This window comes from Streptomyces sp. NPDC048419 (genome assembly GCF_043200415.1).
Taxonomy (GTDB): domain Bacteria; phylum Actinomycetota; class Actinomycetes; order Streptomycetales; family Streptomycetaceae; genus Streptomyces.
Genome location: NZ_JBICXT010000011.1, coordinates 262932 through 283952, shown reverse-complemented (window position 1 = coordinate 283952; position 21021 = coordinate 262932). Strand labels below are relative to the sequence as shown.

Below are 21021 nucleotides of genomic sequence, written 5' to 3'. Positions count from 1 at the left end.
AACGATGGCGGATGCCAAGGTCATTCCGTTCGACGACGACCGGTCCCGCGGAAGCGCCGTTCAGCGGCCGTCGCGGCGCCGGGGCGCGGGGAGCCGACGCAAGACCACGGAACCCGCGCTGGTCGGTGAGGTCCAGCCCCTGCCCAGCAGGGCGCCTGCGCAGGATGATGTTCCCGTGACGCAAGAGGAAGAGCCGCTCGAGAAGCCGCAGGAGGACGCTGGCTGGGAGCGGCGCGTCGCGAGTGGCCTGTCCTTCTTGCGCCGCCGTCTCACCGGCGACTACGAGGTCGACGACTTCGGCTACGACGAGGAGTTGACCGACCAGGTCCTGATGTCCCTGCTGCGGCCGGTGTACGAGAAGTACTTCCGGGTCGAGGTGAAGGGCGTCGAGAACATCCCGACCGACGGCGGCGCGCTGATCGTCGCCAACCACTCCGGGACCCTGCCGCTGGACGGCCTGATGATGCAGGTCGCCGTGCACGACCACCATCCGGCCAACCGGCATCTGCGCCTGCTCGCCGCCGATCTGGTCTTCGTGCTGCCGGTGGTCAACGAGCTGGCCCGCAAGCTGGGCCACACCCTGGCCTGCGCGGAGGACGCAGAACGGCTGCTGGGCCAGGGCGAGCTGGTGGGGGTGATGCCCGAGGGTTTCAAGGGCATCGGCAAGCCCTTCAGCGAGCGTTACAAGCTGCAGCGGTTCGGTCGCGGCGGCTTCGTCTCCACGGCGCTGCGCCACGGCACCCCGATCATCCCGTGCTCGATCGTGGGCGCGGAGGAGATCTTCCCGATGATCGGCAACGCGAAGACCCTGGCACGGCTGCTGGGCTTCCCGTACTTCCCGCTGACGCCGACCTTCCCGTGGCTCGGTCCGCTCGGTGCGGTGCCGCTGCCGACGAAGTGGACCATCCAGTTCGGCGAGCCGATCCTGACGGACGGCTATCCGCCGGAGGCCGCCGAGGACCCGATGCTGATGTTCAACCTGACCGACCAGGTCAGGGAGCAGATCCAGCACACCCTCTACAAACTGCTGGTGCAGCGTCGGTCGGTGTTCTTCTGATTTCGGTACGACCGTTTTCGGTACGACTGTGGGGGCGCCCTTCGGATGAAGGGCGCCCCCACAGTCGTAGTGCCTACTGGCCGGTGTCCTCGCCGTCGATGCCGAGGCCGGGGAGCAGGCCCGGGAGCAGCGGCGGGATCGTCACGTCCGGTTCGCTGCTCGGGGGTTTGCTCGCGGACGGGGAGGCGCTGCCGCTGTCCTTCGGCGGGTCGAGCAGGCCGCCGGTGTTGCCGCCGAGCAGGCCCTCGCCGGTGGAGCCGGCCGACTGGCTGGGGGTGTGGGGACGGCTGTGCGCGGAGGAGCTGCCACCGGCGCTGGGCGACGCCGACTTCCGGCCGGAACCGGACGTGCCCCTGGAGGCCTTGCCCGAGCCGTGCTGCTTGCCGTCGCCGCCGCTCCGGGCCGGGGGCGGGGGCAGCAGGGACTGCAGCGGGGCGACCTCTTCGTCTATGGCGTTGAACACCGACGACACCTGCTCACTGACGTCGCCGAGCTGGAGCGGGAGCCGCTCGCGCAGGGCGCCCCAGGCGTCGCGGTGCGAGCGGGAGAAGGTGGACAGGGCCTGGATGGGGCCGAGCGAGTTGGGGTCGCGCTCGTACGCCTCGTGCAGCAGCCGGTGGCCCTCCGACGCGTCGTGCGTGACGCCGGCCAGGGTGCGGCGGATCTCGCCGAGGGACTCGTGGTCGATCCGGGTGTTGCCGCGGCCGCGCTCCATCAGGCGGCGCGCCTCGCTCAGCCGGGTGGAGGCCTGGTCGAGATAGGCCACACCGCGCTGGTCGTCGCCCTCGGACATGTAGTTGAGCTTGAAGTCCTCGATGCCGCGCTTGAGCCCGTAGAGCGAGTCACCGGGCAGGGCGTCCTGGCTGGCCGCGGCGACTCCGCCGAAGGCCCCCGCCGCGACGCCGACGCTCAGTCCGCCCGCGGCCAGGCCCTTCGTCAGCCGTGACCGGGGCCGCAGCTTGCCGAGCGGGCTCGCGCGGTGGGCACCGCGGGAGCGCTGCACGGGGACCGCGGATCCTGCCTCCTCGCCGCCGGCGCCCTCCTGCATCATGGCCTCGAACGCGGCCACCAGCTGGGCCCGCTGGACGACCTTGACCTCGGGATCCAGCTTCGGTCCTGGCACCTCGCCGAGACAGTCCGCGAGGGCCAAGAGGCGGCCCTGCTCGGTCTGTTCCGCAGCAGCCGGGCCCGGGGCCGATCCCTCGGGCTGCTCGGCCGCCGTGCCCCGGTCCGGCTGCTCCTCCAGGGCCTGGGCGAAGGCGTTCGCCCGCCGGTGTGCCGATACGTTCGCGATCACTGGCGGCACCTCCTCTCATCATGACGGTCGACTCCCCAGGGGGTCCTGAGGGTTGCACGCTCTGACCACATCCACACGATCGAGTGATCGGAGACGGCCAGGGAGTGACCACAGGGAGCCTGCATCCCGCACAACGAGCGGCTCGGCACTTGGGTTACGGACGACAGATGATCGGAACGAGAAGTCAACGGACTTTCACCGACTGCCAGTTGGACGTCACTGAGCGTCAGCGCACGTCGTCCGGGAGGAGTCGGGCCAGAGTGCGCACCGCGCGGTACTGGAGTGTCTTGATGGCGCCCTCGTTCTTGCCCATCACCCGGGCGGTCTCGGCGACGGACAGGCCCTGGAGGAAGCGGAGCGTCACACACTCCTGCTGCTGGGGATTGAGGCGTCGTACGGCCTCGAGCAGGGCGGCGTTGGAGAGGGACTCCAGGACGGAGTCCTCGGGCGAGCGCTCCACCTCGTTGGCGTCGAGCATCTCACCGGTCGTCACCTCGAGCCGGAAGCGGCTCGACTTGAAGTGGTCCGCGACGAGGTTGCGGGCGATGGTGACCAGCCAGGCCCCGAAGTCGCGGCCCTGCCAGGTGAAGGTGCCGATACGGCGCAGGGCGCGCAGGAACGTCTCACTGGTGAGGTCCTCGGCCGTGGCCTTTCCGCCCACGCGGTAATAGATGTACCGGTAGACGGTGTCGCTGTACTGGTCGTAGAGCCGCCCGAAGGCATCGGCCTCTCCGGCCTGGGCGCGTTCGACCAGGTCCATCATCCGGGCGCTGTCGCTGTCCGCGGCCGGTCGGCGGGTGGTGGTGCTGCCGGCCACCCGGCCGCGTCTGCCGACGGCGGCGGTGCCGTCGGCGAGCGCGTAGCACGGGCCGACGGGGGTGGTGGCAACGGCGAGGGCAGGGACGGCGTACGCGGTGGGGACGAAGCCGCGCAACAGGTCTAGGACCGTTGCGCGCAGCGTAGCCAGGCCCGAGGCGTCAACCCCGACGTGTGGGTACACGGGACTCCCAGAGGCAGAGCTTCCATCACGTGCAGTGCGGAACCGTTCACCCGTCGTAGCGACGGAGTGGTACCGGTTTGCGTCTGAGGAGAATAACGCTTCGTGCAGGCGCTGCTACACCCAGTTGCTCAAATCACCGATTCCGTCGCTTCTGTAACCGATTGAAGCCCGATCAAGTACCTCTGAGTGACCGGTTGTTGATCGAATTGGTTCGGATTACGAGTCGGAACAGGGCGTGTTGTGGCGGTGTGCAGCCAACTGGACTGCACAAACGCGGAACGGGCCGGGAAACATGTCCCGGCCCGTCGTGTCGCGCGCTGTACGGCGTCAGCGTCGCCGCTTGTGCAGGGCGATCGCCGCCGCGGTGCCCCCGGCGACCGCGCCCACGCCGGCCGCCGCAGGGATGCCGACCTTCGCCGCCTTGCGGCCCGTGCGGTAGTCGCGCAGCCGCCATTCGAGCTTGCGGGCGTGCTTGCGGAGCTTGGCGTCGGGGTTGATGGCGTAGGGGTGGCCGACCAGCGAGAGCATTGGGATGTCGTTGTGGGAATCGCTGTACGCCGCGCAGCGGGAGAGGTCCAGGCCCTCCGCGGCGGCGAGGGCGCGTACGGCCTCCGCCTTGGCCGGGCCGTGCAGCGGCTCGCCCACCAACTTGCCGGTGTAGACGCCGTCCACGGACTCCGCGACCGTGCCGAGCGCGCCGGTCAGGCCCAGGCGGCGGGCGATCACGGTCGCGATCTCCACCGGCGCCGCGGTGACCAGCCACACCCGCTGGCCCGCGTCCAGGTGGGCCTGGGCGAGGGCGCGGGTGCCCGGCCAGATCCGCTCGGCCATGTACTCGTCGTAGATCTCCTCGCCGATCGACTGGAGTTCGGCGACGCGATGGCCCTTCACGATCGACAGCGCCGAGTCGCGGGCCTCCTGCATGTGCTCGGGGTCCTCGACGCCGGCCAGCCGGAACCAGGCCTGCTGCCAGGCGAACTTGGCGAGGTCTCGGGTCTCGAAGAACTTCCGCTTGTACAGGCCCCGGCCGAAGTGGAAGAGGGCGGCGCCCTGCATCACCGTGTTGTCGAGGTCGAAGAACGCGGCAGCCTTGTCGTCGCCGAGTACGGGGAACTCCTGTTCCTCCGGGGGGACGTCCTGCGAGGACTTGCGGGCTGCCTCCGCAGAAGCCTCGCCTGCCAACACGCTCCGCGCCGTGGCGGAGCGCCTACGGGGAGTGAGCCATCCGAGAGCGGCCATGCCCGTGAGCATAGCCAGTTTGTTCGGTGCCTCCATACGCGCGAGGTTTGGAGCCTGTGAACTCTCCGCGACCATGTCGTTAAAGAACTCATCTCATCCGGGCGTTCCTTGGCGTTTTCGCGGGTGTCCCGGCGAGGGGCCCTCGCGCGAGAATGGCTGACATGAGTTCCCTCTTCCGTCGCAAGGTCCCGCAGGACCGCACCGTCACCCTCATCCGCAAGCCCGGGTGTCATCTGTGTGATGACGCACAGTCGGTGGTGGAAAAGGTGTGCGGTGAGGTGGGGGTGCCGTGGGAGAGCAAGGACATCTCGCAGGACCGGCAGCTCCATGAGCAGTATTGGGAGCAGATCCCCGTGGTCCTCGTCGACGGCAGGCAGCACACCTTCTGGCGCGTGGACGAGCAGAGGCTCCGCAAGGCACTGACCGAGTAGTCCAAACCGTCCGGCACGTCGCTTAGGATCGATGGTGTCTGGTCTCGGGGGCGGGGATCGTTGAGGAGAGTGTGCGGTTTTGCCCCCAGAAGAAAAGGAACGGTGGTGCGTGAGCGCCGGTTCCTCGTCAGTGCGCCGGGGGCGCGTGACCCCGGTCACGTTGGCCGGGCAAATCGGACACCGTCTTTGTGCACGCGTTCACAAAGACATAGCCTGCTGTCGACGGGGCGGTCTGGAAACACGTGACCGCCTGCAGCCCCGCTCTACCCGCAGGAGCACCGTGGCAACTGGCCGAACTCACCGACCGGCGACCCGCAGCCGAGGGATTCCCGAGGCCACCGTCGCCAGGCTTCCGCTGTACCTCCGCGCTCTGACCGCACTGTCGGAGCGCTCGGTCCCCACGGTCTCCTCCGAGGAGCTCGCGGCCGCGGCGGGGGTCAACTCCGCCAAGCTGCGCAAGGACTTCTCCTACCTGGGCTCCTACGGCACCCGTGGTGTGGGCTACGACGTCGAGTATCTCGTCTACCAGATCTCGCGCGAGCTCGGGCTCACCCAGGACTGGCCGGTTGTGATCGTCGGTATCGGTAACCTCGGCGCCGCCCTCGCCAACTACGGCGGGTTCGCCTCCCGTGGGTTCCGGGTCGCCGCCCTGATAGACGCCGACCCGGCGATGGCCGGCAAGCCGGTCGCGGGCATCCCCGTGCAGCACACGGACGAGCTGGAAAAGATCATCGACGACAACGGGGTGAGCATCGGTGTCATCGCCACCCCCGCCGGCGCGGCCCAGCAGGTCTGCGACCGGCTCGTGGCCGCCGGGGTCACCTCCATCCTGAACTTCGCGCCGACCGTGCTGTCCGTCCCCGAAGGGGTCGACGTACGCAAGGTCGACCTCTCCATCGAGCTGCAGATCCTCGCCTTCCACGAGCAGCGCAAGGCCGGCGAGGAGGCCGCCGCGGCCGACGGCGCGGGACCGGTCGCCGCCGCGCGCAAGAACCCGGCCGACAAGGGCCCGGACGGGGACGTACCCGCCGTGATGCCGGCATGAGTCTCCTCGTCGTCGGACTGAGTCACCGCAGCGCCCCGGTCAGTGTCCTGGAGCGCGCCGCGCTGAACCCGGACGCCCAGATCAAGCTGCTGCAGGACACGGTCGCCGCGGAGCCCGCCACCGAGGCCTCCGTCCTCGCCACCTGCAACCGCATCGAGCTCTACGCCGACGTGGACAAGTTCCACGCGGGTGTCGCCGAGCTGTCGACGCTGCTCGCCCAGCACAGCGGGGTCGGCCTCGAGGAACTCACGCCCTATCTCTACGTCCACTACGAGGACCGCGCCGTCCACCATCTGTTCTCGGTGGCCTGCGGCCTCGACTCGATGGTCGTGGGCGAGGGGCAGATCCTCGGGCAGATCAAGGACTCGCTGGCGAAGGCGCAGGACCTGCACACCGCGGGCCGGCTGCTGAACGACCTGTTCCAGCAGGCGCTGCGGGTCGGCAAGCGCGCCCACTCCGAGACCGGCATCGACCGCGCCGGGCAGTCCCTGGTCACCTTCGGCCTGGAGCAATTGGCCGCCGGGGGCGACGTCGAGGACTGGGCCCGCGGCAGGAAGGCGCTGGTCGTCGGAGCCGGTTCGATGTCCTCGCTGGCGGCCGCCACGCTCGTGCGGGCCGGGGTCGCCGAGATCGTCGTAGCCAACCGCACCGCGGAGCGCGCCGAGCGCCTGGCGCAGATACTGACCGAGGCCGACGGAACGGACGTGACCGCCCGCGCGGTACCGATGGAATCGGTGCCGGTCGAGCTGACACGTGCCGACGTGGTCGTCTCCTGCACCGGAGCCACGAGCCTCGTCCTGCCGGCCGACGCGGTCGCGGCCGCGGTCGAGGGCCGTACGGGCGCCCCCGCCGCCGTCTCGCAGAGCGCCGGAACGGCCGCGGACACCGGCGTACGTCCGCTGCCGCCCACCTCCGTCGGCACCGACGAGAACTGCCCGCTCGACCTGTCCGCCGCGCAGAGCGGCTTCTCCGTGATGGGGGATGCCGCCGTCGCCGGGATGGACGCGGCGACCTTGGAGCAGCACGCGGCCTGGGTGGACAACGGCACCGTCGACCGCCGCGAGGCCGCCCGCCGCGCGCCCGAGGCCGACGCCGAGCTGATCACCGCGCTCGCCGCCACCGCCGCGACCGTCGGCCGGATCCCCGAGCGTCGCAGGCCCGAGCCGGTCGCCGAGGTCCCGCGGCCCGCGCCCGTGCTCTTCCTGCTCGACCTCGCGATGCCGCGCGACATCGACGCGGCCGTGCACCGCCTGGCCGGCGTCCGGCTCGTCGACATCGAGTCGCTGGCCGGGGCCTCCGCCGACGCGCCGATGGCCGCCGACGTCGACGAGGTCCGCCGGATCGTCTCCGACGAGGTCGCGGCCTTCGGAGCCGCGCTCAGGGCCGCGCACATCACGCCGACCGTGGTCGCGCTGCGGACGATGGCCGCCGATGTCGTCGCGAACGAGATCGCACGCCTCGAGGGGCGGCTGCCCGCGCTCGACGACAAGCACCGCAGCGAGATCACGCAGACCGTCAAGCGCGTCGTGGACAAGCTGCTCCACGCGCCCACCGTGCGGGTCAAGCAGCTCGCGGCCGAACCGGGCGGAGCGGGGTACGCGGATGCCCTGAGGACCCTTTTCGACCTCGACCAGGAGGCGGTGGCCGCGGTCTCCCGCGCCGACGACGACTCAGAGAACAGCAAGAACCGAGGGCCGGCATGAACAGCAAGGCATTGAGACTGGGGACGAGGCGGAGCAAACTCGCCATGTCCCAGTCCCGGCAAGTGGCGGACGCCGTGAGCCGGGTGACAGGACGGCCCGTCGAGCTCGTCGAGATCACCACCTACGGCGACACCTCCCGCGAGCATCTCGCGCAGATCGGCGGCACGGGCGTGTTCGTCACGGCGCTGCGTGACGCGCTGCTGCGGGGTGAGGTCGACTTCGCGGTTCATTCGCTCAAGGACCTGCCCACCGCGCAGCCCGAGGGCCTGGCGCTGGCCGCCGTCCCGCTGCGCGAGGACCCGCGCGACGTGATCGTCGCCCGGGACGCGCTGAAGTTCACCGACCTGCCGCGCGGCGCGCGCATCGGTACGGGCTCGCCGCGCCGCATGGCGCAGCTGAACTCGTACGCGCGCAGCCACGGGCTGGACATGGAGACGGTCCCGATACGGGGCAACGTCGACACCCGGATCCGGTACGTGCGGGAAGGCGAGCTGGACGCGGTCGTCCTGGCCGCCGCCGGCCTCAACCGGATCGGCCGGAGCGACGAGGTGACCGACTTCCTGTCGGTCGACACGGTTCTGCCCGCCCCCGGCCAGGGGGCACTGGCGATCGAGTGTGCCGCGGAACGTGCGGACCTGATCGCAGCGCTCGGAGAGCTCGACGACCCGTTCACCCGGGCCGCCGTGACCGCCGAGAGGTCACTGCTCGCCGCCCTGGAGGCCGGTTGCAGCGCCCCTGTGGGCGCGCTGGCCGACTTGCTGGGGGACGGGCAGATTGCTAAGGAAATGCGCCTGCGCGGGATAGTCGGCACGACCGACGGCTCGCGCACGGTGCAGCTGTCCACCACCGGTCCCGTGCCCGAGACGTACGACCAAGCAATGGCGCTCGGCCGTGAACTCGCGGCCGAGATGCTTGCCCAGGGCGCGGCCGGTCTGATGGGGGAGCGAGCACATTGAGCCCCACCACCCTTCCCACCGGCCTCGAACACGGGCACGTCACCTTCCTGGGTGCCGGACCCGGGGATCCGGGACTGCTGACTCTGCGCGCCGTGGAGGCGCTGGCGAACGCGGACGTTCTGGTCGCCGAGCACGACGTGCTCGACGTGGTGCGCAAGCACGCCAGGCAAGGCGCCGCCGAGGTGCACACGGACGGGGGTCCTTCCTCGGACTCCCACCCGGGCACGGGCACACCTCAGCTGGCGGTTGTTGACGGCTCGTCAACAACCGTTGGGGTCCCCGTGGTACGGGATGCCGCACATCTTGTCATGGAGGCCGCGCGGGGCGGCAGGCGGGTCGTGCGAGCGGTCTCCGGGGACCCTGGCCTGGACGCTTACGCCGCCGAGGAGATGCTGGCCTGCGCCGCCGCGGGCGTGCCCTTCGAGGTCGTCCCCGGTGTCGCCTCCGCGGTCGGCGTCCCCGCGTACGCCGGTGTCCCGCTGCGCGACGCCGAGGGCGCGGACGTGCGGTTCGTGGACGCACGTACCGCCTCGGACCGGTGCTGGACGGAGGTGGGGGCCTCCGACGGGACCGTGGTCGTGTCGACGACGCTCGACTCCGTCGGTGCGGCGGCCGGGGAGCTGGTGTCGGCGGGCCGCAAGCCCGATACGCCGATGACGGTGACGGTCGCGGGCACCACCACGCGCCAGCGGACCTGGACGGCGACGCTCGGCACCATCGCGCAGGCCCTGAAGCAGGCCAAGGTACTGCCCTCGCCGGAGGGCGGCCGGCCGGTGATAGCCGTGGTCGGTGAGCGTTCCGCCGCCGCCCAGCGCGACCAGTTGTCGTGGTTCGAGTCCAAGCCGCTGTTCGGCTGGAAGGTGCTCGTACCGCGGACGAAGGAGCAGGCGGCGTCGCTCTCCGACCAGTTGAGGTCGTACGGGGCCGTGCCGCACGAGGTGCCGACCATCGCCGTCGAGCCGCCGCGCACGCCCCAGCAGATGGAGCGGGCGGTGAAGGGGCTCGTCACCGGCCGGTACGAGTGGATCGCCTTCACCTCGGTCAACGCCGTCAAGGCGGTGCGGGAGAAGTTCGAGGAGTACGGGCTCGACGCCCGTGCCTTCGCCGGCATAAAGGTTGCCGCGGTCGGTGAGCAGACCGCGAAGGCGCTCGTCGCGTTCGGCGTGAAGCCGGATCTGGTGCCGAGCGGGGAGCAGTCGGCCGCGGGTCTGCTGGAGGACTGGCCGCCGTACGACCCCGTCTTCGACCCGATCGACCGGGTCTTCCTGCCGCGTGCCGACATCGCCACCGAGACGCTGGTGGCCGGGCTCATCGAGCTGGGCTGGGAGGTCGACGACGTCACGGCCTACCGGACCGTGCGGGCGTCGCCGCCGCCGGCGGAGACGCGGGAGGCGATCAAGGGCGGTGGGTTCGACGCCGTGCTGTTCACGTCGTCGTCCACGGTGCGGAACCTGGTGGGTATCGCCGGGAAGCCGCACAACGTGACCGTCATCGCGTGCATCGGTCCCGCCACGGCCAAGACGGCCGAGGAGCACGGGCTGCGGGTCGATGTCATGGCTCCGGAGCCGTCGGTGCACAAGCTGGCGGAGGCGCTGGCCGACTTCGGCCTGAAGCGCCGAGCCGCCGCCCTGGAGGCCGGCGACCCGGTGACCCGCCCGAGCGAGCGTCGTCCGGGCGCCCGGAGGCGTCGCTCCACGACGTGAGCCGCGGATGGAAGTCGAGGTGACGGGACGCGCCGTGAGGGTGCGTCCCGCCGCCGTTCCCGAGCCTGCTTCCGGGGGAGCCGCGCGCCGACGCCACGTCGGCAAAGGTGTCCCTGAGCCGGGCGTAGCGTAGAGGGCATGACGAAGTACGGATCCTTTCCCGGTGCGCGTCCCCGGCGGCTGCGGACCTCGCCCGTCATGCGGCGGATGGTCGCCGAGACGCGACTGCACCCCGCCGACTTCATCCTCCCGGCCTTCATCCGTGAGGGCGTCAGTGAGCCCGTGCCGATCTCGGCGATGCCCGGGGTCGTGCAGCACACGCGCGACAGTCTGAAGAAGGCGGCCGCGGAGGCGGTGGCGGCGGGGATCTCCGGGATCATGCTGTTCGGTGTGCCGGAGGACGGGAAGAAGGACGCCGTCGGGACGCCGGGCACCGATCCGGACGGGATCCTCCAGGTCGCGCTCCGCGATGTGCGGGCCGAGGTCGGCGACGACCTGCTGGTGATGTCCGACCTGTGTCTCGACGAGACCACCGACCACGGGCACTGCGGGGTGCTCGACGCGCAGGGGCGGGTCGACAACGACGCCACCCTGGAGCGGTACGCCGAGATGGCCCAGGTGCAGGCCGACGCGGGCGCCCATGTCGTGGGCCCCAGCGGGATGATGGACGGCCAGATCGGCGTCGTCCGGGACGCGCTCGACCAGATCGGGCGCGAGGACGTGGCGATCCTCGCCTACACCGCGAAGTACGCCTCCGCCTTCTACGGGCCCTTCCGCGAGGCCGTCGCCTCGTCGCTGCAGGGCGACCGCAAGACGTACCAGCAGGACCCCGCCAACGTGCGCGAGTCCCTGCGGGAGCTGGCGCTCGACCTGGAGGAGGGCGCCGACATGGTGATGGTCAAGCCGGCCGGGCCCTACCTCGACATCCTGGCGCGGGTCGCCGACTCCGTGGACGTGCCGGTCGCGGCGTACCAGATCTCCGGCGAGTACTCGATGATCGAGGCCGCCGCCGAGAAGGGCTGGATCGACCGGGACCGCGCGATCCTGGAGACGCTGACCGGCATCAGGCGGGCCGGCGCGCAGAACATCCTCACGTACTGGGCGGTCGAGGCCGCGCAGAAGCTGCGCTGAGCGCGGCGCCGCCGTCTCAAGGGGCCGCGGGCGACGGCGCAGTGGCGGGGGCCGACCGCGCGGCCGGTGTGGTCAAGGAGGACGGTCCCTCGTCGCGCAGGCCCTCGCCGTCCTTGCACGCCGTCAGCATGAGCGCGGCGAGTGCGGCCGTCGCGGCGAGGAGCAGACGGGCCCTGGTGCGGGTGGGGGGTGCGGACATGGCTCGGCCCTCTCGATGGCGAACTCGGGGTCGGGACACCAGCCTGCTCGGTGATCGGTCCGGCCCGCCACTCTCCTCCAAGGATTCGGGACGCCGAGGTCGCGGGATCGCCGCTGACCTGCGGGGACGCCCTGTCCCGGGACGCGGGTCCGGGACGCCTCGCGGCGGGATCACGGTACGGGCACCATCAAGTTCCGCCGGGAGTTAGGTTGTTGGCGACTGCTCGTTGCCTGTTGAATGACCCGCCGACTCTTCTGGGAGACGCCCATGTCCGGTGACGCCCTCAGCCAGGATCCCGCCGAGCTGAGAAGGAGGATCGACACCAGCAAGGCGCACCCGGCCCGCGTCTACGACGTCTTCCTCGGCGGCAAGGACAACTACCCGGTCGACCGGGCGGCCGCCGCGGCCGCGCTCGCCGCCAACCCGCGCGGTTACCTCGACGTGCGGCACAACCGCGACTTCCTGCGCCGCGCGGTGAACACGCTGGTCCAGGAGGACGGCATCCGCCAGTTCCTCGACGTCGGCACCGGCCTGCCCACCGCGGAGAACGTCCACCAGATCGCCCAGCGGACCATCCCCGACGCACGGGTGGTGTACGTCGACAACGACCCCGTCGTGCTGGCCCACGCGCGGGCGCTGCTCACCAGCGGCCCCGAAGGGCGCACCGACTACGTCGACGCCGACTTCAAGAACCCGGCGCAGATCCTCGAACAGGCCGCGAAGACACTCGACTTCGACCAGCCGATCGCGCTCTGCCTCGTGGCGATCCTGCACTTCGTCGAGGACGAGGAGGCGTACCCGATCGTGCGCGAACTCGTCGAAGCGCTGCCGGCCGGCAGCCGACTGGTGCTCAGCCATCTCACCGAGGACCTCAACCCCGAGAACATCCGCGCGGTCCAGCGGACGTACACCGAGCGGGGTTTCACCTTCGTGCTGCGCACCCGGGCGGAGGTCGAGCGCTTCTTCACGCAGAGCTCCCTGGGGGTCATGGAGCCGGGCGTCGTGCCCGTCCACCACTGGCGCGCGGACGACGCCGCACCGGTCCCGGACCAGCCCGAGGCGTCGTACCTGGCGGGCCTCGACGACATCGAGAAGGTGCGGTACGCCGATATCAACGACGTGACGGACGCGGACATCAACGTGTATGCGGGAGTCGGCGACAAGGCCTGAGCGCAGCGGTCGGGGGCGGCCGCGAACAGGACCGTAACGCGGACGATCATGGAGCGTTATCGAGAGCGGTAGAAAACACACGTTCCGCTCACGGAGGTCTCTCATGCTCGCCACGCTCGTCCCCGGTCTGCTCGCTGCTGTGGTCGTTCTTCTGCACGGGGTGCTCGGCATTCTCTGAAAGGGACTTGGCGCGTCTCCCGCCTTGGGGGCGACGGCCCGGGGTCACCCGGGACCAAAGGCGGGGGACGACTCCGACCGACTCCGACCGCAGGTGGCGGACGGGACGCGAGCGGTGTGCCTACGGTGGCGGCATGTCCGACACAGTGGAGTTCGACCTTGACGCGTACCTCCGGCGGATCGGCTGGGAGGGGGAGCGGCGGGCCGACGCGGCGACGCTGCGGGGCGTGCATCTGGCACACATGAGGGGCATCCCGTTCGAGAACCTGGACGCCCTGCGCCGCACCGCCCCCTCCCTCGACCCGGCCGACCTTCTGGCCAAGCTCGTGCACAGCAGGCGCGGGGGCTACTGCTACGAGCACAACACCCTTCTCGCCTCGGCGTTGGAGGCGCTGGGCTTCGGCGTGACGCTGCTGACCGCGCGGGTCGCCGTCGGCGCCGACCGTGTCGAGAGCCGCCCGCGCACTCATATGGCGTTGCTGGTCGAGGCGCCCGGGGAGCCGCAGCCGTATCTCGCCGACGTCGGCTTCGGGGCGATCGGCGCGCTGCTGGAGCCGGTGCCGCTGCGGGCCGATGCCGAGTTCCAGGATGCCGGGCGGCGCCACCGCCTCGTCCATGTCCCGCACCGCGGACCGCTCCAGATGTGGCTGCTCCAGGCCCACGACCGGGGCAAGGACGACTGGGCGGGCCAGTACGCCTTCACCCTCGAACCCTTCGAGAAGCCTGACTACGACGTCATCAACTGGCACATCGCCACGAATCCGCGGTCGCCCTTCACGCAGCGGCTCTACGTCCAGAGTGTCAGCGCCGAGCGGCATCTCCAGCTGCATGGAAGCCTGTTGACCGAGACGCGGGCCGACGGGACGGTGCGTGAGCGGGAGTTGACCCGGGAGGTGCAGGTACGGCTTCTGCTGGAGCAGGAGTTCGGGGTCGTGGCGCCGGACGGGATCGCGCTGCTGAGCTGAGAGGTGGGAGGTGCGTCAGTCCCACCAGAAGAACCAGGCCGGCCTGTTGAGGAGTTGGCGCTCGGCATACGCGGTGAACGTCGGGTCGTTGCCCTGGTCGACGTTGTCCGGGCAGAACGCGTGGTGCTCCGCGGCCAGCGCCTGCGCCTCGGCGAGCGTGGTGGGCGGCGCGGCGACCGACACGAGCAGGGTGTCGAAGCCGAGCGCCACGACCCGTATGCCGAAGCGGTCCTCCCAGGAGCGGAGGATCGCGGACAGACGCGCGGTGTCGTTCTCGTGGTTCGCCGGTCCCATCCAGCCGATGGCCGTGGGTATGTCGGCGCTGCGGCGGGCCGGGACGAGGGCGAGGCGGGGCTCTTTGAGCGGACCACCGCCGTCGAGAAGGGACTCCACCACGTCCGCGGCGACGGCCTCTGGCTCCGCGCCGGGGGTGTGCGGCGTCCGCGCCAGGCCGGCCCAGTCCGCGTCTTCTTCCGCGTACTCGTCCCAGAACTCCTCCAGCACCTCCTCCGCGTCGTGATCCCCCGGGTACGACATTCCTCCGGGCGTCAACTCCCATAGCTCCGGCCCGCCGTGGCCCTGGCCTACGTCGAGGACGACGGGGAGGAGTCCGTGACGCGGTGCGGTCTGCCGCAGCGCGGTCCATTCGCCGGGCTCGGCCCGACCGCCCGCCAGCCACAGCAGCGGCTCGTGCCACGGGCCGTCGTCGGTCGCGTCCACCAGTACACCGGACGGGAGTCGAAGCCCGAGCTCCGCGAGCCGCGGCAGCGGGTTGGGAAGCGTGGCCATGTCAGTGGGCGGCCTTGAGGAAGGCGGTCCAGGTGGTGGGGCTCACCCGGAGGGTGGGGGCGTCTTCGGGGGTTTTGGAGTCGCGGATGTGGATGGCGTGGGGGAGGACGGCCACTTCGAGGCGGGCGGCGTTTTCGCTGTAGCTGGACTTGAACCACTGGGGCGGTATGCCGCTCATCGTTCTCCTGCGGGGAAAGGGCCTGGGAGCGGAGCATCGCATACTTGTGAGCCCTGTTGGCCGCCTGGTCAGGGTCGGAGATCCGGAGGCTGCCGAGCTGGTCGTCGGCGTGGACGAGGCGCTGGTGGTCGGGGGTCTCCAGGAACGGATCTCCGCCCCTCCGACGCGGTGGTGGAGCACCGGCTCCCCTGTGGTGCGGGTGGGTTCCGGCGTCACGCTGACGCGCCCGCCACCACCGCCGTCACGGACCGGCGTACCGTCTCCCGGTCCGGCGTCCCCGACTCCCGGTCCGCGAACAGCAGGTGGGCCGCGCCGAGGAGGGTCGGGGCCAGGACGTCCGCGTCCGCGTCGGGCGTGATGCGGCCGAGGGTCTGTTCCCGTGTGAGGTAGGCCGACAGCACGGCCGCCGCCTCTCCCATGAGCGGGATGCCCGTCGAGCCGGTCGCGCGCAGGCGGGCGCGGAGTTCGTCGCGGGCGATGACGAGGCCGACGACCGAGGTGGCGACCGGGTCGAAGAGGTCCACCAGGGCCGCGGTGAGGTTGTCGGTGACCGTGCCCGTGCCGGCGGACTCGTTCAGGGCCGTCCCCAGGGCGTCGAGCGCGCGGATGCGACCCCGCACCAGCTCCGCCAGGAACGCGTCGAAGTCCGGGAAGTACCGGTGCAGGACTCCCTTCGCGACGCCTGCCTCCGCCGTCACCGCCCTGCTGGTCAGCGCGTTGGGGCCGGCGCGCAGCAGGAGGCGTTCGGCGGCTTCGAAGAGCTGCTGACGGGGGTCGCGGAGGGCCGTACCTGTGGGCATGCGAGTCATTCTCCCCCGTCTCTTCGGGCAGCGGGTGGGCGCTTGCCCATTGACCTGTGGGCGTCCGCCCACTCATAGTGGGCGCATGCCCACTCCCTCGTCCGGCCCGAACGGCTCCGCTCCGAACCGGTCCACCCCGAACCGGCCCCATGAGCATCGGGACATCGCCGAGTCCTTCGGCGGAGACGCCGAGCGCTACGACCGCGCCCGGCCCCGCTATCCCGAGGCCCTGGTGCGGCGGATCGCCGATGCCCTGCCCGGTCCGGACGTCCTCGACGTCGGCTGCGGCACCGGGATCGCCGCCCGGCAGTTCCGGGCCGCCGGGTGCAGGGTGCTCGGGGTCGAACCCGACGCCAGTATGGCCGAGTTGGCGCGGCGATCGGGCCATGACGTCGGCGTCGGCGTGGACATGGACGTCGACGTGGCGACGTTCGAGCAATGGGAGCCTGGGCGGCGGCGGTTCGACGGGGTCGTCGCCGGGACGGCCTGGCACTGGGTCGACCCCGTCGCGGGCGTGGCCAAGGCGGCACGCGTCCTGCGGCCCGGCGGCCTGCTGGCCCCCTTCTGGAACGTGGCCGACATCCCGGCCGACCTCGCCGAGGCCGTCGCCGACGTCTGCGAACGCGTCATGCCCGACTCGCCGTTCGACTTCCGTGCGGCTCTGACGAGGTCGATGGTGGACGGCTACCGGACCTTCCTGGTCAAGACGGCCGACGTGATCCGGGAGGGCGGCTGCTTCGGCGAGCCCGAACAGTGGCGCCACGACTGGGAGTTCACCTACACCCGCGACGCCTGGCTGGACGTCATGCCCACCCAGGGCGCCTTCACCCGCCTCCCGGCCGAAGGACTCGCCGAGATCCTGGACGCCGCCGGGGCCGTCATCGACGCGCGGGGCGGCAGCATCACCATTCCCTACGCGACGCTGGCCGTCACCGCGGCACGGAGCTGAAGCATTCCTCGGCACCCTTCGCCGGGTCGAAACAGATCCGCAGCACGGTCCCGCGCGGCGTCACCGTCATCGGTGTGTAGACGAACGAGTCCGCGTCCACGCCGTTCCCGATCTCGGCCCCACGTGTCCGCCCGCCCGCCGTCACCCTGAGCCGGTCGCCGACCCGCGTGCCCCACATCCGGGCCCAACTCGTCCCGCACGCCTTGCTGTAGCGCACCTCCAGCCAGGCCCCTGAGTGCGTGTGGCGGGTGGCGAGGGTGTCCGGCGACGCGGCGCAGTGCATCTCCATCGGGCTCCCGCCCTCGCAGGACGCACCGCGGCAGCGCGGTCCGGCGGACGCCTCCGGCGCGGACGGCGGCCGGGGGTCGTGACCATGGCCCGGCAGCAGCAGAAGCGCGACCGTCACGCCGCCCACGGCCACCGCACACACGGACGCGAGCACGGCCACGAGCACCGCACCACGATGACCGGTACGGGTAACCCTCGGCCGATCCTGAGGCGTGTCAGAGGGTGAGTCCGGGGGAGTGTCCTGCGGCGCGTCCTGAGGCAGGTCCCGTGACTCGGCCGGAGCCGGCACCCGCGCCGGCGGCTTCGTCCGCGCCGCCTCCCTCCCGCGCCCGCTCCACTCCGCCTCCGCGATCTCCCACAGCGCGAGACAGCGGCCGTCCGGCTCGCCCGCGAGCCGGCACAGCTCCTCCACCGCCTGCCGCGGCGGCAGCGTCTTGCCGTTGAGGTAGCGCTCCCACGACGACTTGCTGAACGCCGTCTTCGCCGCGAGGTCCGCCATGCTCAGACCGGTGGCCGCCCGCAACTCCCTCAGCGCGGCGGCCAGTCGCGCCCGCTCCGGCGTCATCCCCGCAGAGCCTTCCAGGTGTGCGGCCCGACGATGCCGTCCCCGATCAGCCCGGCCCGCTTCTGGAACCGCACGACCGCGCCACGCGTGAGCGGGCCGAACATCCCGTCGATCCCGCCCGGCGAGACGCCCGCCCGGCGCAGCAGACACTGCACCTCGGCCACGTCCGGCCCCGCGTCGCCGTACGCCACGGTGGCCTTCGCGGTACGGCTGTTGCCCGCGTACCAGCGCCCGTCGACCCGCTCGACGCGGCAGCCGTACGAGGGCGGCGACGACGCCGGTGCCGACACCGCGAGCGGAGCCGTCCGCTTCGCCGCGCCGCCGTCGTGGTCCATCAGCCGCATCGTCACCAATACCGCCGACGACACGGCCAGCACCAGGGCCACCGCCCCGGCCACGAGTGCGACGCGTAGCGACCGCGTGTGCGGCCGCTCCTCCTCGTCGGGACCCCCCGACACCAACTCCGGTCCGGGTAAGGGTCCTTCGGGTACAGCGGCCTGGCCGCGCCCCGTGCGCCAGGCCTCGGCGGCGACCTCGCGCAGCGCGAGCAGCCGGGTCGGGTCGTCGCCGCCGATCCCGGCCAGCGCCGCGACGGCCTCCGGCGGCGGCAGCGAACTGCCGCCGAGGTACCGCTCCCACGACTTCGGGCTGTACCCCGTCCGTGCCGCGAGCTGCCGCACGCTCAGCCCGCTGTGGTCCTTCAGCCGGCGTAGGCGCACCACCAACTGCCGTACCCGTGGGTCGAGTTCCGCGGGCAGCGCCTTCCAACGCGACATGTTTCCCCCACTCGCGTCCGACTTCATCAGTGGCCGTGGTCAGTGGCCGCCGTGCCCCGCGCCGCATTCTGCACCAGCATTCACACAACCGCACCGGAACATGTGCAGTGCATCCACACGGAATGGGCCGTCGCCCGCCGCCGGCCGTCCCTCCCCGCCGCCGACCCGGACGGCGTCCGCGCAGGTCGGAGTGCGGGACGTCCCGTCGGAGCGTCACTTCCGCGGCAACTGTGGCCGTCCGCGCCGCCCGCCGCGCACTCTCGTGTCGCCACCTCAGCAACCACCCCGGAAGGGACACACATGCGATCCAACGCCTTGGCCAGGACCCTGGTCAGCGCTGCCGCCGTGATCGGACTCGCCGCCGGCGGACTGGCGACGGCCGGCACCAGCTTCGCGGCGCCCGCCCAGACCGCGCAGACCGGATCCGTCTCCATCCTCGCCACCCACAACTTCGGCCTGAGCAGCCAGCAGGCGAAGAACGTGCAGTGCTTCATGCGAGGGGCCCCGGCGAGCTACACGGGCTCCATCGACGGACAGCTGGGCACCAACAGCTGGAAGGCGATGCAACGCCACCTGAAGGCGTACTGGAACTACACCGACTCCATCGACGGCGACCCCGGCCCCAACACGATCAAGGCGCTCCAGCGCATGCTGGCCTTCGGCTGGAACTACACCGACAAGATCGACGGCGACGCCGGCCCCAACACCCAGGCCGCGTTCAAGCGGTTCGCCAACGACATGAGCGTCTTCTACCCCTGCAGCTGACGCCGATGGCCGCGGCCCGCCCTCCCCGTGCCGGGGAGGACGGGCCGCGCGCGCGTACCGGAACTCAGAGCCGCTCGGGCGTCCGGATGCCGAGCAGGGCCATGCCCTGGTGCAGGGTCCGCGCCGTCACGTCGCACAGGAAGAGGCGGTTCTCCGCGACGTGCTGGGCGGGGGCGGGCTTCACCACCGGGCACTGGTCGTAGAACGTCGTGTACAGGGACGCCAGTTGGTAGAGGTACGCGGCCACCCTGTGCGGTGCGTACTCCGCCGCCGACTCGAAGACCGTCTCGCCGAACGCGTCCAGGTGCAGGGCCAGCGCCCGCTCCGCCGGGGCGAGTTCGAGCTCCGGATGGGCGAGCGGGGTGCGGTCGCCGGCCTTGCCGAAGATGGACCTGATACGGGCGTACGCGTACTGCAGGTACACGCTCGTGTCGCCGTTCAACGACACCATCTGGTCCAGGTCGAACTTGTAGTCACGGTTCGGCGAGGTCGACAGGTCCGCGTACTTCACGGCGCCGATGCCGACGTACCGGCCGTTCTCGACGATCTCCTCCTCGGTCAGGCCCACCTTCTCGGCCTTCTCCCGCACGACCGCCGTGGCGCGCTCGACCGCCTCGTCCAGCAGGTCCTCCAGCCGGACCGTCTCGCCCTCACGCGTCTTGAACGGCTTGCCGTCCGCGCCCAGCACCGTGCCGTAGCCCATGTTGTGCGCGGTGACGTCCTCGGTCAGCCAGCCGGCCCGGCGGGCGGCCTCGAAGACCATCTTGAAGTGCAGCGACTGGCGCACGTCCACGACGTAGATCAGCGATGTCGCGTGCAGGTCGACGACGCGGTTGCGGATCGCGGTCAGGTCGGAGGCCGCGTAGCCGAAGCCGCCGTCGGCCTTCTGCACGATCAGCGGGACCGGCTTGTCGTCCTTGCCCCGGATCTCGTCGAAGAAGACGACGAGCGCGCCCTCGGAACGCTCCGCGACGCCCATCTCCTCCAGGAGGCGGGCGGTCTCGGGCATGCCGTCGTTGTACGCGGACTCGCCGACGATCTCGTCGTCGCGGATCTCCATGTCGAGCTTCTCGAAGACCGAGTAGAAGTACACCTTCGACTCGTCCACGAACTGCTGCCACAGCTCGAGCGTCTCCTTGTCGCCGGACTGCAGGGCGACGACCCGCTTGCGGGCCCGCTCCTTGAACTCCTCGTCCGAGTCGAAGACCGCGCGCGACGCCTTGTAGACCCGGTTCAGGTTGCTCATCGCCTGCTGGCCGTCGACGTCGGCCGCCGGGGCCAGCTCGCCGGGGTTCTCGAACAGGTACTGGATGAGCATGCCGAACTGGGTGCCCCAGTCGCCGATGTGGTGCCGGCCGATCGTCGTCTCGCCGGTGAAGTCGAGCATGCCGCGCAGGGCGTCGCCGATGACCGCCGAGCGCAGATGGCCGACGTGCATCTCCTTCGCCACGTTCGGCTGGGCGTAGTCGACGACCGTGATGCCCGCGTTCTCCTTCAGGGGCACACCGAGGCGGCCGGCTTCGTCGGCGTAACGCGCCGCGAGGTTCTCCGTGATCGCCCTGTCGGAGAGCGTGACGTTCAGGAAGCCGGGGCCGGAGACCTCGACGTCCTTGACGACGTCACCGGTGACGAGGTTGCCGACGACCTGCGTCGCCAGCTCCCGGGGGTTGGCCTTGGCCTTCTTGGCGAGGGCGAGGATGCCGTTCGCCTGGAAGTCGGCCCGGTCGCTGCGTCGCAGCAGCGGGTCCGCACCGGCGGCCTCCGGCAGGGTGGCCGAGAGGGCGGACGCGAGCTGCTGCCGGACGGAGTCGCTGAGGGACGTGACCGAGGCCATAGGA

General features: G+C 71.1%; 21 protein-coding genes. 11 read left to right on the top strand and 10 right to left on the bottom strand.

Features of this window, described 5'->3' with window-relative positions; genetic code table 11:
- Positions 1–4: 4 nt before the first annotated feature.
- Positions 5–1057: a lysophospholipid acyltransferase family protein gene (locus tag ACGFYN_RS24230; RefSeq protein ID WP_393867918.1), complete on the top strand. Its 1053-nt coding sequence runs from the start codon at positions 5–7 to the stop codon at positions 1055–1057.
- Positions 1058–1130: 73 nt separating this feature from the next.
- Here the strand turns inward: ACGFYN_RS24230 and ACGFYN_RS24225 are convergent, their stop codons facing one another.
- From ACGFYN_RS24225 to ACGFYN_RS24215, 3 genes are all read right to left on the bottom strand, one after another.
- The gene (locus tag ACGFYN_RS24225) at positions 1131–2354 is read right to left on the bottom strand and encodes a DUF5667 domain-containing protein (RefSeq protein WP_393867917.1); all 1224 of its coding nucleotides are present in this window, start codon (positions 2352–2354) and stop codon (positions 1131–1133) included.
- Positions 2355–2580: 226 nt separating this feature from the next.
- The gene (locus ACGFYN_RS24220) at positions 2581–3354 is read right to left on the bottom strand and encodes an ECF subfamily RNA polymerase sigma factor, BldN family (RefSeq protein ID WP_393867916.1); all 774 of its coding nucleotides are present in this window, start codon (positions 3352–3354) and stop codon (positions 2581–2583) included.
- 327 nt (positions 3355–3681) lie between these two features.
- Positions 3682–4593 carry an HAD family hydrolase gene (locus ACGFYN_RS24215; RefSeq protein ID WP_393867915.1) on the bottom strand — a complete coding sequence of 304 codons (912 nt, stop codon included), beginning with the start codon at positions 4591–4593 and terminating at the stop codon, positions 3682–3684.
- A gap of 152 nt (positions 4594–4745) precedes the next feature.
- Between ACGFYN_RS24215 and ACGFYN_RS24210 the strand changes: the two genes are divergently transcribed.
- The 6 genes from ACGFYN_RS24210 to hemB all read left to right on the top strand — a co-directional run bounded on the left by ACGFYN_RS24210 (position 4746) and on the right by hemB (position 11562).
- Positions 4746–5024: a glutaredoxin family protein gene (locus ACGFYN_RS24210; protein ID WP_393867914.1), complete on the top strand. Its 279-nt coding sequence runs from the start codon at positions 4746–4748 to the stop codon at positions 5022–5024.
- Between the two features lie 280 nt (positions 5025–5304).
- Positions 5305–6069, top strand: coding sequence for a redox-sensing transcriptional repressor Rex (locus tag ACGFYN_RS24205; protein ID WP_393867913.1), 765 nt, complete (start codon positions 5305–5307; stop codon positions 6067–6069).
- Entirely contained in the window at positions 6066–7772 is a 1707-nt protein-coding gene (locus ACGFYN_RS24200; protein ID WP_393867912.1) for a glutamyl-tRNA reductase, read from the top strand. Before ACGFYN_RS24205 ends, ACGFYN_RS24200 begins: the two co-directional genes overlap by 4 nt.
- Positions 7769–8728 carry a hydroxymethylbilane synthase gene (hemC, locus tag ACGFYN_RS24195; protein ID WP_393867911.1) on the top strand — a complete coding sequence of 320 codons (960 nt, stop codon included), beginning with the start codon at positions 7769–7771 and terminating at the stop codon, positions 8726–8728. Before ACGFYN_RS24200 ends, hemC begins: the two co-directional genes overlap by 4 nt.
- Positions 8725–10431: a uroporphyrinogen-III synthase gene (locus ACGFYN_RS24190; protein ID WP_393867910.1), complete on the top strand. Its 1707-nt coding sequence runs from the start codon at positions 8725–8727 to the stop codon at positions 10429–10431. The genes hemC and ACGFYN_RS24190 overlap by 4 nt, the downstream gene beginning before the upstream one ends.
- Positions 10432–10569: 138 nt before the next feature.
- A complete protein-coding gene (gene hemB / locus ACGFYN_RS24185) occupies positions 10570–11562 on the top strand; it encodes a porphobilinogen synthase (protein WP_393867909.1) in 993 nt (330 codons plus the stop codon).
- A 16-nt stretch (positions 11563–11578) separates the two neighbouring features.
- Here hemB and ACGFYN_RS24180 read toward each other — a convergent pair whose 3' ends face one another.
- The gene (locus tag ACGFYN_RS24180) at positions 11579–11761 is read right to left on the bottom strand and encodes a hypothetical protein (RefSeq protein ID WP_393867908.1); all 183 of its coding nucleotides are present in this window, start codon (positions 11759–11761) and stop codon (positions 11579–11581) included.
- A gap of 267 nt (positions 11762–12028) precedes the next feature.
- Between ACGFYN_RS24180 and ACGFYN_RS24175 the strand changes: the two genes are divergently transcribed.
- Together ACGFYN_RS24175 and ACGFYN_RS24170 are read left to right on the top strand one after the other, a co-directional pair.
- Positions 12029–12931 (top strand): SAM-dependent methyltransferase, encoded by a 903-nt coding sequence (locus ACGFYN_RS24175; RefSeq protein ID WP_393867907.1) that lies wholly within the window; start codon positions 12029–12031, stop codon positions 12929–12931.
- A 311-nt stretch (positions 12932–13242) separates the two neighbouring features.
- Entirely contained in the window at positions 13243–14073 is an 831-nt protein-coding gene (locus tag ACGFYN_RS24170) for an arylamine N-acetyltransferase (RefSeq protein ID WP_393867906.1), read from the top strand.
- Between the two features lie 15 nt (positions 14074–14088).
- On the opposite strand, the gene ACGFYN_RS24165 is transcribed toward ACGFYN_RS24170, so the two are convergent.
- The 3 genes from ACGFYN_RS24165 to ACGFYN_RS24155 form a co-directional block, all read right to left on the bottom strand.
- Positions 14089–14862 carry a DUF4253 domain-containing protein gene (locus tag ACGFYN_RS24165; RefSeq protein ID WP_393867905.1) on the bottom strand — a complete coding sequence of 258 codons (774 nt, stop codon included), beginning with the start codon at positions 14860–14862 and terminating at the stop codon, positions 14089–14091.
- 1 nt (position 14863) lies between these two features.
- Positions 14864–15040 carry a DUF397 domain-containing protein gene (locus ACGFYN_RS24160; RefSeq protein WP_393867904.1) on the bottom strand — a complete coding sequence of 59 codons (177 nt, stop codon included), beginning with the start codon at positions 15038–15040 and terminating at the stop codon, positions 14864–14866.
- Between the two features lie 212 nt (positions 15041–15252).
- A complete protein-coding gene (locus ACGFYN_RS24155; protein ID WP_393867903.1) occupies positions 15253–15840 on the bottom strand; it encodes a TetR/AcrR family transcriptional regulator in 588 nt (195 codons plus the stop codon).
- 85 nt (positions 15841–15925) lie between these two features.
- On the opposite strand from ACGFYN_RS24155, the gene ACGFYN_RS24150 reads away from it, so the two are divergent.
- Positions 15926–16789, top strand: coding sequence for a class I SAM-dependent methyltransferase (locus tag ACGFYN_RS24150; protein WP_393867902.1), 864 nt, complete (start codon positions 15926–15928; stop codon positions 16787–16789).
- Here ACGFYN_RS24150 and ACGFYN_RS24145 read toward each other — a convergent pair.
- Together ACGFYN_RS24145 and ACGFYN_RS24140 are read right to left on the bottom strand one after the other, a co-directional pair.
- Positions 16770–17642, bottom strand: a complete 873-nt coding sequence (locus tag ACGFYN_RS24145; RefSeq protein ID WP_393867901.1) for a helix-turn-helix domain-containing protein — start codon at positions 17640–17642, stop codon at positions 16770–16772. The genes ACGFYN_RS24150 and ACGFYN_RS24145 overlap by 20 nt on opposite strands.
- Positions 17639–18418 (bottom strand): peptidoglycan-binding protein, encoded by a 780-nt coding sequence (locus tag ACGFYN_RS24140; protein WP_393867900.1) that lies wholly within the window; start codon positions 18416–18418, stop codon positions 17639–17641. Before ACGFYN_RS24140 ends, ACGFYN_RS24145 begins: the two co-directional genes overlap by 4 nt.
- A gap of 300 nt (positions 18419–18718) precedes the next feature.
- Between ACGFYN_RS24140 and ACGFYN_RS24135 the strand changes: the two genes are divergently transcribed.
- Positions 18719–19183, top strand: coding sequence for a peptidoglycan-binding protein (locus ACGFYN_RS24135; RefSeq protein WP_393867899.1), 465 nt, complete (start codon positions 18719–18721; stop codon positions 19181–19183).
- Between the two features lie 64 nt (positions 19184–19247).
- Here the strand turns inward: ACGFYN_RS24135 and argS are convergent, their stop codons facing one another.
- On the bottom strand, positions 19248–21017 hold the full coding sequence (gene argS / locus ACGFYN_RS24130; protein WP_393867898.1) for an arginine--tRNA ligase: 1770 nt from the start codon (positions 21015–21017) through the stop codon (positions 19248–19250).
- Positions 21018–21021 lie beyond the last annotated feature (4 nt).